The sequence below is a fragment of the Arthrobacter sp. ISL-28 genome (genome assembly GCF_018613875.1).
Lineage (GTDB): Bacteria > Actinomycetota > Actinomycetes > Actinomycetales > Micrococcaceae > Arthrobacter.
Genome location: NZ_JAGGPJ010000012.1, coordinates 29,046 through 41,613, shown reverse-complemented (window position 1 = coordinate 41,613; position 12,568 = coordinate 29,046). Strand labels below are relative to the sequence as shown.

The following is a 12,568-nucleotide window of genomic DNA, read 5'->3' as shown; positions in this document are numbered from 1 at the left end:
CCCGAAAAGGCCGTTACCGGCGGGCGGTCTCCGGAAGCGTCAGCTCCGGAAGGTAGACCTTTCCGCCGGCGGCCAGGAACTCCTGGCTCTTCTCCCGCATCCCTTCGGCCATCTCGGCCAAAGCCGCCTGTGCTTCCGCCGAGCCGTACTCGTTCCGGATGTCCTGGCTGATCTTCATTGAGCAGAACTTCGGACCGCACATGGAGCAGAAGTGTGCGGTCTTGGCCGGCTCGGCCGGAAGCGTCTCGTCGTGAAAGGCCTCGGCCGTGACCGGGTCCAGCGACAGGGCGAACTGGTCGCGCCAGCGGAACTCGAAGCGCGCCTTGGACAGGGCGTCGTCGCGCTCGTTCGCACCCGGATGGCCCTTGGCAAGGTCCGCGGCGTGGGCTGCGATCTTGTACGTGATCACGCCGGTCTTCACGTCGTCCTTGTTGGGCAGGCCCAGGTGTTCCTTCGGCGTGACGTAGCAGAGCATGGCCGTGCCGTAGCGGGCGATCTCCGTGGCGCCGATGGCCGAGGTGATGTGGTCGTAGCCGGGGGCCACGTCGGTGACCAGGGGGCCGAGCGTGTAGAACGGCGCGCCCTTGCACAGCTCCTGCTGGCGCTCCACATTTTCGCGCACCAGGTGGAACGGGACGTGCCCGGGGCCTTCCACCATGACCTGGACGTCGTACTCCCAGGCCCGCTGGGTCAGTTCAGCCAAGGTGTCGAGCTCGGCAAACTGCGCGGCGTCGTTGGCATCCGCGGTGGCACCCGGGCGGAGGCCGTCACCCAGGGAAAAGGCGACGTCGTACTTCGCGAAGATTTCACACAGCTCGTCAAAGTGCGTGTAGAGGAAGTTCTCCTGGTGGTGGGCGAGGCACCAGCCGGCCATGATCGAGCCGCCGCGGGACACGATGCCTGTGACGCGGTTGGCGGTCAGCGGGACGTAGCGCAGCAGGACCCCGGCGTGGATGGTCATGTAGTCCACGCCCTGCTCACACTGTTCAATGACGGTGTCGCGGAAGATCTCCCACGTCAGCGCATTGGCTTCACCGTTGACCTTCTCGAGCGCCTGGTAGATCGGCACCGTGCCGATCGGGACGGGGGAATTGCGGATGATCCATTCACGCGTTGTGTGGATGTCATCGCCGGTGGACAGGTCCATGACGGTGTCGGCACCCCACTGGGTGGCCCACTGCAGCTTGTCCACTTCCTCTGCGATGGAGCTGGTCACAGCCGAGTTGCCGATGTTGGCGTTGATTTTCACCAGGAACGCCTTGCCGATGATCATGGGCTCGGATTCAGGGTGGTTGATGTTGTTGGGGATGATGGCGCGCCCTGCGGCCACTTCGCTGCGGACCAGTTCCACGTCGCAGTTTTCGCGCAACGCCACGAAGCGCATCTCGGGAGTGATGACTCCCTGCTTGGCGTAATGCATTTGCGTCACCGTCTTGCCGGCGACGGCGCGGCGGGGCACCGGCTGCGTGCCCTTCCACTCCGCTGAAGCTGCTCCGCGGCGGACGGCCGACTTCCCGTCGTCGAGCAGATTCCGTTCGCGGCCGGTGTAAGGCTCCGTGTCGCCGCGGGCTTCAATCCATTCCGAGCGAAAAGGCGCGAGGCCCACCACCGGATCGCTGCCGGGGCCGGCCGTCCGGTACACCCGGAACGGCTCGTTCTGCTCACCGCTGGGTGACGGTTCCAGTGCGATTTCCGTGACCGGAACGCGCATGCCGTCTCCCTCGATGTAAGCCAGGGAATGCGACTTCAGCGACTGGGTGGTGTCCTGGGCAGCTACTTTTTGGGCTTCTTCATTTTGGACTGCTTCATTTTGGGCAGGGATCAGCTGGGTTTTCTGGGTACTCATTTACTGCTCACTTCCTTCGCCGGCATTACCCGGACAGGTTCAACGGTCGCAGGCTGCGCTAGCCCGATCTCAGCCCCTGCAGGGGCACCCGTGTGGTCGTAGACGAAGCTACCACAGCCCTGCAGGCGGTGCCCGTCCGAACTCCGTGTGACACGGCTGGACCGGGCGGAAAGAGCAAGGCCAGCGCCGTGCTGTTCCGCGGAGTGGGCGGCTCCAAGTGGACTGTTCGAACTAGGCTTGAACCATGGCGCACATCATTGAATTCACCGGCACCGTGCTCGCAGGCCCGGACCAGGAGCAATCCGGTCTCTGGGCCGTGGACGACCTGCTGACATTCCAGCGTCCGCCCGGCAGCCCTGACGTGGTTCTGGATGGCTGGGTGTTGCCAGGTTTCGTGGATGCCCACTGCCACATCGGGTTGGGGCCCGCGGGCGCCGTGGACGACGACGTTGCCCATGCCCAGGCGATGACAGACCGCGATGCAGGCACACTGCTCGTCAGGGACGCCGGGGTCGTCAGTGACACGCGGTGGCTACAGCACCTGCCGGAAGTGCCGAGGATCATCCGTGCCGGACGGCACATCGCGCGGGCGCGCCGCTACCTGAGGAACTTTGCCGTTGACGTCGAGCCGGAAGGCCTCGTGGAGGCGGTCCGGAAGCAGGCGCGTTCCGGAGACGGCTGGGTAAAGCTCGTGGGGGACTGGATCGACCGCGACGCCGGCGACCTCGCCCCGTCGTTTCCGGCCGCTGCTGTTCGGGACGCCGTCTGCGCCGCCCACGATGAAGGCGCCAGGGTCACGGCGCACTGCTTCGGTGAGGACAGCCTGGACGACATGCTGGACGCCGGAATCGACTGCATCGAACACGCCACAGGGCTCCTCCCGCGGCACGTTCCACGGCTGGTCGAGCAGCAGGTGCCGATCGTTCCCACGCTGATCAATATCGCCACGTTCCCGGACATCGCCGCCCAGGCGGAGCCCAAGTTCCCCCGCTACGCGGCCCACATGCGTGCCCTCTGGGAACGCCGGAACGAACGGGTCCTGGAGGCCCATGAGGCTGGTGTGCAGATTTTCGCCGGTACGGATGCAGGCAGCGTGATCCTGCACGGCCGGATAGCGGACGAAATCCTGGCCCTCCACGCTGCGGGCCTTCCGGCGGCCGCCGCCGTGGATGCAGCCTGCTGGGGTGCCCGCCGCTGGCTCGGGGCTGACGGCATTGCCGAGGGTGCAAGCGCTGATGTGGTGCTGTGCTCCGAGGATCCGCGCGAGAACCCCGGAACGATCAGGGAGTTGCGGGCGGTGGTCCTGCGCGGCAGGGTGGTCGCTAGGAATAAATTGAAGCTTCAAGTAATTTAGATATGTAGGACCATCGAAATCCGGTGGCCGGGGAACCCGGGAGTATTCAAATGACGCCAGCATCCAGCAGCCAGGATCTTCTTCCTGCCGATCTCACCATGGGCACCGTGATGCTCAAGGTGGGGGACATGAAGCTCATGACCGACTACTATCAGCGGGCCCTCGGGCTCGACGTCGTGGCGGAGCAGGACGGCGGACTCTACCTCGGCCGACTCAGGACGCCGCTGGTTCATCTCGCTCCTGCCCCCGGCCTGAGCATCCCCAGCCGGGGGGAAGCCGGTCTCTTTCACACCGCGCTCCTCTTTGACGACCAGTCGGCCCTCGCCGCTACGGTGGCCACCACCGCCCAGTACGACCCCCGGTCCTTCACGGGCAGCGCAGACCACCTCGTGAGCGAGGCGTTCTACTTCAGTGACCCGGAGGGAAACGGCATCGAGCTGTACTGGGACCGCCCCCGGGAGGAATGGTCGTGGGACGGCAAGACCGTGGTCATGGACAGCCTCGCACTGCCGCCGCAGAAGTACCTGCAGGACCATCTGACGCAGGGCGCCGTGGAAGGCCAGCGCGGAACGGAGGCAGGAGTGGGGCACGTCCACCTGCAGGTCGGTGACGTCCAGTCCGCCCACGACTTCTACGTGGGAATCCTGGGGTTCGAAAAGACCGCAGGCTGGCACGGCCAGGCGCTGTTCGTTTCGGCCGGCGGCTACCACCACCACATGGCCATGAACGTCTGGAACAGCCGCGGCGCCGGTCCGCGCCGGGACACCCTGGGCCTGGGTGAGGTCCTCATTGAAGTCCCCGGCGGTGACGACGTCGGAGCCCTCGCCGACCGGCTTAAGGTCGCCGGCGTCGCTGCTCACCACACCGGGGCAGAGCTCCGGTTCGAGGATCCGTGGCGCAACCGCATCCGCGTGGCCGTGCGCTGAGGCCGCCATGGCTGGGCCGGCAATGGGCCGAATTCGCCTGGCTGGCTGGGTTAGGCTGATTTCGAACACTCCGGGCGGCCCCGCCGCCTCCGGGGCACCCGCCGTCGACGGAACGAGGACGAATTCCATGGGCTTCACCGAAATTTTTGTTGCCACTCACAGTGAGGCCCTCAAGCGCGCCGCTGCCCTTGAGTCCGGCGGCGCCGGGTCCGGCGAGGGCGTCCGGATTCCGGGGATCAGCGACTTTGAAATCGAACAGCTTGGCGACTTTGCCGGTGCGGCTGTCCATGCAGGCGGCGCCGACTACGAACTTGCGATGGTTGATGTTGCCAGTGACTCCCTGCTGGGTGTGCCGCCGGCCATGGTCCGGGCGCTCGCGGAACTGCTTAGCTACGAATCCGAAGGCGAGGGCGACGTCCTCGATGACGTCGCCGAGCGGTGGGCTGCCGAGGAGGATATGCCCTTCGGTGCGGACGAGGCGCGGACGTACGTCCAGCAGTTGGCGGAACTCGCCGGAAGCGTTGATGAGAACAGCCGCACTGGCCTTTACGTCTGGTCTTCCTGACCGGCCACAGGGCCGATTCCGTCGCGGAGCGTCCAAAACCGGGGCCGGGCGTGTGTCAAGTCGAAATCACGCCGCTGATCTGGCACAATAAACAGGTACTCGATCTGCGCGGCCCCTCTCTCCGCGTCTGGATCTTGTCCTTTCGAACCCCCAAGTATGGCCCGCCCCACGGGTGCAGAAAGCCGGGTTCAACCCCGTTTCAGAAACAGGAGTGACCACAAAAGTGGCCGTAAAGATTCGCCTTAAGCGCTTCGGTAAGATGCGCGCACCGTACTACCGCATCGTCGTTGCCGACTCACGCACCAAGCGTGATGGCCGTGCAATCGAAGAGATCGGCAAGTACCACCCCACCGAAGAGCCCTCATACATCGAGGTCAACTCCGAGCGTGCACAGTACTGGCTGTCCGTCGGCGCACAGCCGTCGGAGCAGGTTGCCGCGATCCTCAAGATCACCGGTGACTGGCAGAAGTTCAAGGGTCTCCCGGGCCAGGAAGGCACCTTGAAGACCAAGGTTGCCAAGGAAGCCTTCGTTGCTCCGGAAAAGGGTTCCGTGATCATCCCGGAAGCCATCACCAAGAAGGCCAAGGCAGAAGCTCCCGCCGAAGCTGAAGCAGAGACCACCGAGGCTGAGTAAGTTGCTGGCAGAAGCGCTCGAACACCTTGTCCGCGGAATCGTTGACTCCCCTGAGGACGTCAAGGTCAGCGCGAAGAACAACCGCCGCGGGGATACCCTCGAGGTGCGCGTTCATCAGGAAGACCTTGGACGGGTAATCGGACGCCAGGGCCGCACCGCACGCGCACTGCGCACCGTAGTGGCGGCACTGGCAGATGGCGAGCAGGTCAGGGTCGACGTTGTCGACACCGACCGCCGCCGGTAACGCGCCTGCAACACTTGTCTTAAGTCCGGCCCCTCCACCCGCTAACGGTGGAGGGGCCGGACTGCTTTCCGGCCAAAAGGCCGCAAATCATCGGCACATTCATTTAACGAACTCCCTTTCACAGAGCACTCCGGAACAGAGGAACACATGCAGCTTCAGGTGGCACGAATCGGCAAGCCCCACGGGATCCGTGGCGAGGTGACTGTCCAGGTGCTCACCGATGCCCCCGAAGACCGGTTTGTGCCGGGGACCCAGTTCGTGGTGGAGCCGGCGTCCGCCGGGCCCCTGACGGTGCTTAGTGCACGCTGGAATAAGGACATCCTCCTGCTTGGATTCGAGGAGATCGAAACCCGGAACGAGGCGGAAACCCTCCGCGGCGCCAAGCTGTTCATCGAAACCGAGGAACTCGATGAGGACGATGACGAAGGCTGGTACGAGCATGAGCTCGTGGGTCTTGAGGCGCGCGTCGGCTCGCAGGTGGTCGGCAAGATCTCAGGCCTGAACACGATGCCCGTCCAGGACCTGCTGGTGGTTGAGACGCCGGACGGCAAGGAGATCCTGATTCCGTTCGTCGAGCAGATTGTGCCCGAAGTGAATGTTGAGGAAGGCTACATCCTGGTGACCCCGCCGGAAGGCCTGTTCGAGGTCAACACCGAGGAAGGCGCTGGCGATGCGGCCGCTGACGGCGGTTCTGAGCCTGAGGCTGGCGAACCCAGGCCGGGGGCCAAAGCCTAGATGAGAATCGACGTCGTCAGTATCTTTCCTGAATACCTGGCACCGCTGGACCTGTCGCTGATCGGCAAAGCCCGCCAGGACGGACTGCTGGACCTCCACGTCCATGACCTCCGCTCCTTCACCACCGACCGCCACCGAACGGTCGATGACACCCCTTACGGCGGGGGCGCGGGCATGGTGATGAAGGCCGAACCCTGGGCGCAGGCGCTGGCGTCTGTGGCCGCGGCGCGTCCTGCCGGTGCGGGCAAGCCGGTGCTGATTGTTCCCTCGCCCGCGGGGGAGCGATTCAACCAGGCGCTGGCCTACGAGCTTGCCGAGCAGGACCAGCTGGTCTTCGCCTGTGGCCGCTACGAGGGAATCGACGAGCGGGTCATCGAATGGGCGGAGGAGCACTTCACCGTTCGCCCTGTGAGCCTTGGCGACTACGTCCTCAACGGCGGCGAAGTGGCCGTCCTGGCCATGGTGGAGGCCATCGGCAGGCTGCTGCCCGGGGTTGTCGGCAATCCCGAGTCCCTTGTCGAGGAGTCGCATTCGGACGGCCTGCTCGAGTACCCGGTCTACACCAAACCTTCAGTCTGGCGGGACCGGGAAGTGCCGGCAGTCCTGCTGAGCGGCAACCACGGAAAGATCGCGCAGTGGCGCCGCCACGAGCAGTACCGGCGGACGGCGGAACGCCGCCCGGACCTGCTGGAGAAGCTCGACGCCGGAAGTCTGCCCCGCGCGGACCGCACCGCCCTCGCGGACCTGGGGTACGACGTCGTCGACGGCCACCTCAAGAGGCGCCCGGACGCCTGAGATGTCCACTGGGCGTTCCAAGCGGGCACGGATTGTGCCCGGTATTAACCAATTCGTGCCATATGGGGCATAATTAATCCTTGTGTCTGCTGGGCCCGCACCTGCCACAGGGGGAGCGCCGCCAACAGCAAGTCACCCCGGTGCCGCCAACCAGCGGCGGGACCGGACACAACACTTTCAGCGGCAATTCCCGGACGCTGTCCGGGCTTGGCCGCCGTGACCCAAAGTGAATGACCTGTGGCGTTCACCAGGAGTGGATCAATGCATATCCTCGATTCCGTAGATGCAGCCTCGCTGCGCACCGATGTTCCCGAGTTCCGCGCGGGTGACACCCTCAAGGTTCACGTGAACATCATCGAAGGCAAGAACACCCGTGTCCAGGTATTCCAGGGCTTCGTCCTGGGCCGCCAGGGCAATGGCGTCCGTGAGACCTTCACGGTCCGCAAGGTTTCCTTCGGTGTCGGCGTAGAGCGTACCTTCCCGGTACACTCCCCGATCATCGAAAAGATCGAGCTCGTCTCCAAGGGTGACGTGCGCCGCGCCAAGCTTTACTACATGCGTGCACTGCGCGGTAAGGCTGCGAAGATCAAGGAAAAGCGCGACTTCAGCACCGCCAAGTAAGTCCTCGGGACTTGCACGGCGGGTCCCTGACCCGTGTCCGGCCAGCGCCGGAGCCATCCGCAACAGCGCCACAGGATACGGATCATGGACAAGACACAACGCCAGCCAGGGAAACCGGGCTGGCGTTTTGTGTTTCTCGGCCTCGCCCTCGCCCTCGTCATCAGCGGACTGGTCCGCTCGCTGTGGCTGGACGTGTACTACATACCGTCGGCCTCCATGGAACCGCTGTTCTATACGGGCGACAGGATTCTGGTCTCCCGCACGGATTTCCAGACGGACCCGATTCGCCGCGGCGACGTCGTGGTGTTCGACGGCCGCGGCTCGTTCGCGCCCCTGAACTCCGGCTCGGGGCCAGTGCAGGATGCGGTGGTTGCAGCCGGACACTGGCTGGGGATCACGGGCAGTGATACTACCTACGTCAAGCGCGTCATCGGCCTGCCCGGCGACAGCGTCGTGTGCTGCGACGCCCGGAAGCGGCTTACAGTAAACGGCAAGCCGCTGGCGGAACCCTACCTCTATGCGGGAGACATGCCGAGCAGTCAAAAGTTCAGTGTGTCCGTCCCGGCAGGACGGCTGTGGCTCCTGGGCGACCACCGTTCGGTGTCGGCCGACTCCCGCAGCCTGTTGGGGGCGCCCGGCGGCGGAATGGTGCGCATGGATCGGGTGATCGGGCGGCCGGTACAAATCATCTGGCCGCTTGATAGATTTGCGTCAGTGGCACGGCCACCATTGGCGGCCATTACAACGACAAAGGACGGACAGTAGATGCCCGAGACAGATCCCGGGACTTCCGAGCCGCAGCGGGCTGCTGCGAGGCCGGGAAGACACGCTTCGGGCGAGCCCGTTTCGGCGGTATCCGTGCCGGACGAAGGCGCAGGTACAGGTGCCGGCGCTCCGGTAAGCCCCGGCGGTGCTGCCCCTGCGAGCAGTGACGAAGCTGCCGGCCGCGCCGACGCTGCCCCTGCCGCCCGTGGGGATGCCGCCCCGTCCCGGCGCGGCCGGAAGGAGCACGCTCCTGACCGCAACCCGTTGCTGGTGTGGCTGAAGGAGATCGCCACGGTGGTGGTCATCGCCGTCGTCCTCTCCTTCCTCATCAAGACGTTCCTCTTCCGCGCCTTCTACATTCCGTCGGAGTCCATGGTGAGCACCCTGGACATCAACGACCGCATTTTCGTTAATCTCCTCGTTCCGGAACCGTTCGCCCTTGAGCGCGGCGACGTGGTGGTCTTCAAGGACACCAAGGGGTGGCTGCCGCCTACGCCGCAGAAGGTCGACGGGCCGTACACGTGGTTCGAGGACGGGCTCACGTTCGTGGGCCTGCTTCCGGACAACTCCGAGCAGCACCTGGTCAAACGCGTCATCGGGCTGCCTGGCGACCACGTCGTCTGCTGCGACGCCGGGGGCAAACTGACCGTCAACGGGGCCCCGCTGGACGAAAAGTACGTCAACCCCGCCGAAGTGCCGCTGGTGCGCGACTTCGACGTCGTGGTTCCGGCCGGCAAGGTCTGGGTGATGGGGGACAACCGCAACCATTCTGCAGACTCCCGTGCCCATATGGACTCCAACGGGGGCTTCGTGGATATCGCGGACATTGAGGGCGAGGCCGCGGTGATCGCCTGGCCGGTTAACCGCTGGGCGGCCCTGGACCGATATCCTGATGTCTTCAAGAATGTTCCTCCGGCAGGCTAGCAATGTCCGAAGCGCCAACTCTCGACTATGAAAAACGCTTCCTCCCCCGGGGGGCGCGGTTCCTGGCCGGCGTCGATGAAGTGGGACGTGGGGCCTTGGCCGGCCCCGTAAGCGTGGGCATCGCCGTCGTGGACCTGCGGCGGATGGACCTGCTGGCTGATGTCCGGGACAGCAAGCTGCTGAAGGCCGCCGAACGCGAACGGCTGGATCCGCTGGTCCGTGCCTGGAGCGTTGCCAGTGCGGTAGGCCACGCCTCCGCACGGGAGATCGATGAACTGGGCATCATGGGTGCCCTCCGGACGGCCGGAAACCGCGCATGGTTCGAGATCCTCGGTGCGGGGATCATACCGGATGTCGTGCTGCTGGACGGGAGCCACAACTGGCTGTCACCCGCGGCGCAGCCTTCGCTGTTCGACGAAGTGGTAGAGGAACAGGGCTGCGACGCACCCGTGCACACCCTCGTCAAGGCCGACATGCAGTGCCTCAGCGTCGCCGCGGCGAGCGTCCTGGCCAAGGTGGAACGCGACCACATGATGCAGGAGCTGCACCTCGAGTACCCGGCCTTCGGCTGGGACGTCAACAAGGGGTACGCGACGGCAGCGCACCGGGCAGTCATCCGGCTTGAGGGCCCCACTCCGTATCACCGGGTCAGCTGGAACCTGCTGACCGAATAGCGTGCACTGGCCACTTGTGCGCGGGTGTGCGCTCCATGGTGCAAGATGGAACCATGAGTGCCGAGGATCTTGAAAACTACGAAACCGACATGGAGCTTCAGCTCTACCGTGAATACCGCGATGTCGTGGGGCTGTTCAGCTACGTGGTCGAGACCGAGCGCCGCTTCTACCTCGCCAATCACGTCGACCTGCAGGCGCGCAGCGCTGACGGCGAGGTCTACTTTGACCTGACGTTGCAGGACGCCTGGGTCTGGGACGTCTATCGCTCCGCCCGGTTCGTCAAAAGTGTCCGTGTCATCACGTTTAAAGACGTCAATGTCGAGGAACTTCCGCGCAACGAGGAGCTTGCGCTGCCCAAGGACGCTGGCCTGGGGAACTGATCCCGCTGAGGACATTTGGGAGCTTCGTTTGTCGGCTCCGGCTCGTCTGTGCCCAGGCCCACTGTTCCTCCACACAGGCCGGTTCTGCCGCGTTTCCCACATAGCGCAATAGGCCTCTGTCGGGCCTGACACTGCCCCCGCAGGCTGGTTGCGGAGGTACAAATGAAAGCCAAAGACCTGCTTGGCCGGCGCGGGGAAGAGCTCGCGGCGGAATACCTGGAATCGCTGGGCATGCTGATCGTGGAGCGCAACTGGCGCTGTTCCGACGGCGAAATCGACATCGTTGCGCTGGACGGTGACGCCTTGGTCATCGCCGAAGTCAAGACGCGCCGCTCCCTGGCCTACGGTCATCCGTTCGAGGCAGTGGGTTCGGACAAACTCGCCCGCCTGCACCGGCTGGGTTCGGCCTGGTGCCGCGACCATGAGCTCCGGATGCCGCTGCGCCGCGTCGACGTTATTGCAGTGCTGGACGACGGCGTCTGCGAACCAACCCTCGAACACCTCAAGGGAGTGGGGTAGTTGGCTCTCGGGCGCACGTACTCGGTGGCGTTGGTGGGGCTCAACGGCTACATCGTGGAGGTAGAGGCTGACATCGGCCAGACCCTGCCCGCGTTCGTGATCTTGGGTCTTCCCGATGCGTCCCTCAACGAGGCTAAGGAACGGATCAGGTCTGCGGCGCAGAACTCCGGCATCCCGCTGAGCCGGCGGAAAATCACGGCCAACCTTATTCCAGCATCATTGCCTAAAAGCGGCTCCGGCTTTGATCTGGCCATCGCCATGGCCGCGTTGTGTGCCTCGGATGACATCCGGACGACGCGTCGCACCGTCTTTATCGCCGAGCTCGGCCTTGACGGGCGGCTGCGACCCGTCCGCGGCGTCCTTCCTGCCGTAATGGCTGCGGTCCAAGCGGGCTACGTTGACGTCGTGGTGGCAGAGGCCAACGCCGCCGAGGCTGCCCTCGTGCCCGGCGCCCGGGTCCAGGGCTACAAGACCCTGGCGCGGCTCGCCTTCGACTTCGGGGCCGACCCCCAGGACCTGGCCCTCGATTTCGAACCGGACGACGAGGAGCCCGGCGAACAGGCCGGTCCGGTGACCGGCAGCATCCCCGACATGTGCGACGTTTCCGGGCAGGGAGATGCGCGGCGGGCCCTCGAGGTTGCCGCCGCCGGTGCCCATCATCTGCTGCTTACCGGTCCACCGGGGATACGTCCTTAAACGTGATTGTGATGTCGTGCGTGCGGTGGACGAGTTCCGTCAGCCATGCGCTCGAGTTTTATCGCGCAGAAGGAGTGTCTGCCTGAGTCAGCTGGCGACCTGCGAGCGTTGACGGCGGAGCTCGACGCTGCGGCGAAGGACAGTCTGCCGAGCCACCTCACTGCGGTGCCTGGCGAAAGTCAGGGCGCAGCGGCCATGGTCCGTGTGCTCCAGGCCCAGGGCAGGGCGGTCACGTGCCTGCGTCACCTCCCCGACGCGGCATGGCAGAGCACGGCAGTTCCTGCTCGAGTCAGTCTCAGACTGACATGACGCTTTATCTCGATGATGACGTATGGCTGGAACCCGGACCCTGGAGCGCATGAGCAACGCCCTGGATCAGCTGGGATGCGGTTTTGTCGGTGGTGTGGGAGTGCGGAACCTCGCCGATCCGATCCGGGTTAGTTCGGGAACCTGGAGGACCCGGTGTCCCAGCTCGCGGGGTAATGCTGGCCCTTTTCGTCCAAACGGAACGCACCTGTGCAATAGAGAGAGCCGCGCACGCCCGGGCCGTGGCGACCGCCAAAGGCAAACGCATCGGACGTCCCAGCGTGGTGAACCCGACCAAGCTCGTCTACGCAGAACATCTCCGCGACCAAGGACAGTCCATTTCGGCGATAGTGAAAGCCACAGGCAACACGCGCTCCAGCCTGTACCGGCACCTTCCTCCAAGACCTCCAGAGACGCTGACCGCAGAGGAGCTTCAGAGCGTCTACCCCGGCGGGATGCTCCCATCCCGGTTCGTTGTGTGACGGGTCGCTGATGATCGCGTGAAAGGCGGCATCCGGCTGGGGCGGCAAGCCCCGCGAGGGTCACCGCAAGTTCGGCCGGGCGAATTTGACCGTTTTTACGCG

The 12,568-nt window shown here is 64.9% G+C and carries 15 protein-coding genes, 1 pseudogene and 1 riboswitch; of the genes and pseudogenes, 15 read left to right on the top strand and 1 reads right to left on the bottom strand.

Going from position 1 to position 12,568, the window contains the following annotated elements; genetic code table 11:
• Positions 1–13 precede the first annotated feature (13 nt).
• Entirely contained in the window at positions 14–1,846 is a 1,833-nt protein-coding gene (gene thiC / locus J7E80_RS09375; protein ID WP_215051204.1) for a phosphomethylpyrimidine synthase ThiC, read from the bottom strand.
• A riboswitch (TPP riboswitch) is annotated at positions 1,841–1,948 on the bottom strand. (Overlaps the previous gene by 6 nt.)
• 142 nt (positions 1,949–2,090) lie before the next feature.
• Between thiC and J7E80_RS09370 the strand changes: the two genes are divergently transcribed.
• The 15 genes and pseudogenes from J7E80_RS09370 to J7E80_RS09300 all read left to right on the top strand — a co-directional run bounded on the left by J7E80_RS09370 (position 2,091) and on the right by J7E80_RS09300 (position 12,466).
• Positions 2,091–3,200, top strand: a complete 1,110-nt coding sequence (locus J7E80_RS09370; protein WP_215051203.1) for an amidohydrolase family protein — start codon at positions 2,091–2,093, stop codon at positions 3,198–3,200.
• A 50-nt stretch (positions 3,201–3,250) separates the two neighbouring features.
• Complete coding sequence (locus J7E80_RS09365; RefSeq protein WP_215051202.1) at positions 3,251–4,126, top strand: VOC family protein; 876 nt, start codon at positions 3,251–3,253, stop codon at positions 4,124–4,126.
• A 127-nt stretch (positions 4,127–4,253) separates the two neighbouring features.
• A complete protein-coding gene (locus J7E80_RS09360) occupies positions 4,254–4,691 on the top strand; it encodes a hypothetical protein (protein ID WP_215051201.1) in 438 nt (145 codons plus the stop codon).
• Between the two features lie 223 nt (positions 4,692–4,914).
• Entirely contained in the window at positions 4,915–5,325 is a 411-nt protein-coding gene (gene rpsP / locus J7E80_RS09355) for a 30S ribosomal protein S16 (protein WP_215051200.1), read from the top strand.
• Between the two features lies 1 nt (position 5,326).
• Positions 5,327–5,569, top strand: a complete 243-nt coding sequence (locus J7E80_RS09350) for an RNA-binding protein (protein ID WP_076802241.1) — start codon at positions 5,327–5,329, stop codon at positions 5,567–5,569.
• Between the two features lie 147 nt (positions 5,570–5,716).
• The gene (gene rimM / locus J7E80_RS09345) at positions 5,717–6,304 is read left to right on the top strand and encodes a ribosome maturation factor RimM (RefSeq protein ID WP_215051199.1); all 588 of its coding nucleotides are present in this window, start codon (positions 5,717–5,719) and stop codon (positions 6,302–6,304) included.
• Positions 6,305–7,099, top strand: coding sequence for a tRNA (guanosine(37)-N1)-methyltransferase TrmD (gene trmD, locus J7E80_RS09340; protein ID WP_215051198.1), 795 nt, complete (start codon positions 6,305–6,307; stop codon positions 7,097–7,099).
• Positions 7,100–7,360: 261 nt separating this feature from the next.
• Positions 7,361–7,720, top strand: a complete 360-nt coding sequence (gene rplS, locus J7E80_RS09335) for a 50S ribosomal protein L19 (protein ID WP_215051197.1) — start codon at positions 7,361–7,363, stop codon at positions 7,718–7,720.
• A gap of 84 nt (positions 7,721–7,804) precedes the next feature.
• The gene (lepB, locus tag J7E80_RS09330; RefSeq protein WP_215051196.1) at positions 7,805–8,485 is read left to right on the top strand and encodes a signal peptidase I; all 681 of its coding nucleotides are present in this window, start codon (positions 7,805–7,807) and stop codon (positions 8,483–8,485) included.
• The gene (lepB, locus tag J7E80_RS09325; RefSeq protein WP_215051195.1) at positions 8,486–9,409 is read left to right on the top strand and encodes a signal peptidase I; all 924 of its coding nucleotides are present in this window, start codon (positions 8,486–8,488) and stop codon (positions 9,407–9,409) included. It begins immediately after the preceding gene.
• Positions 9,410–9,411: 2 nt separating this feature from the next.
• Positions 9,412–10,083, top strand: a complete 672-nt coding sequence (locus J7E80_RS09320; RefSeq protein ID WP_215051194.1) for a ribonuclease HII — start codon at positions 9,412–9,414, stop codon at positions 10,081–10,083.
• A 53-nt stretch (positions 10,084–10,136) separates the two neighbouring features.
• On the top strand, positions 10,137–10,463 hold the full coding sequence (locus tag J7E80_RS09315; RefSeq protein WP_215051193.1) for a DUF2469 domain-containing protein: 327 nt from the start codon (positions 10,137–10,139) through the stop codon (positions 10,461–10,463).
• Between the two features lie 162 nt (positions 10,464–10,625).
• Complete coding sequence (locus tag J7E80_RS09310) at positions 10,626–10,982, top strand: YraN family protein (RefSeq protein ID WP_215051192.1); 357 nt, start codon at positions 10,626–10,628, stop codon at positions 10,980–10,982.
• Positions 10,983–11,666: pseudogene (locus tag J7E80_RS09305) on the top strand (magnesium chelatase domain-containing protein); the annotation flags it as partial.
• Positions 11,667–12,226: 560 nt separating this feature from the next.
• Positions 12,227–12,466 (top strand): helix-turn-helix domain-containing protein, encoded by a 240-nt coding sequence (locus J7E80_RS09300; RefSeq protein ID WP_311380791.1) that lies wholly within the window; start codon positions 12,227–12,229, stop codon positions 12,464–12,466.
• Positions 12,467–12,568: the final 102 nt, after the last annotated feature.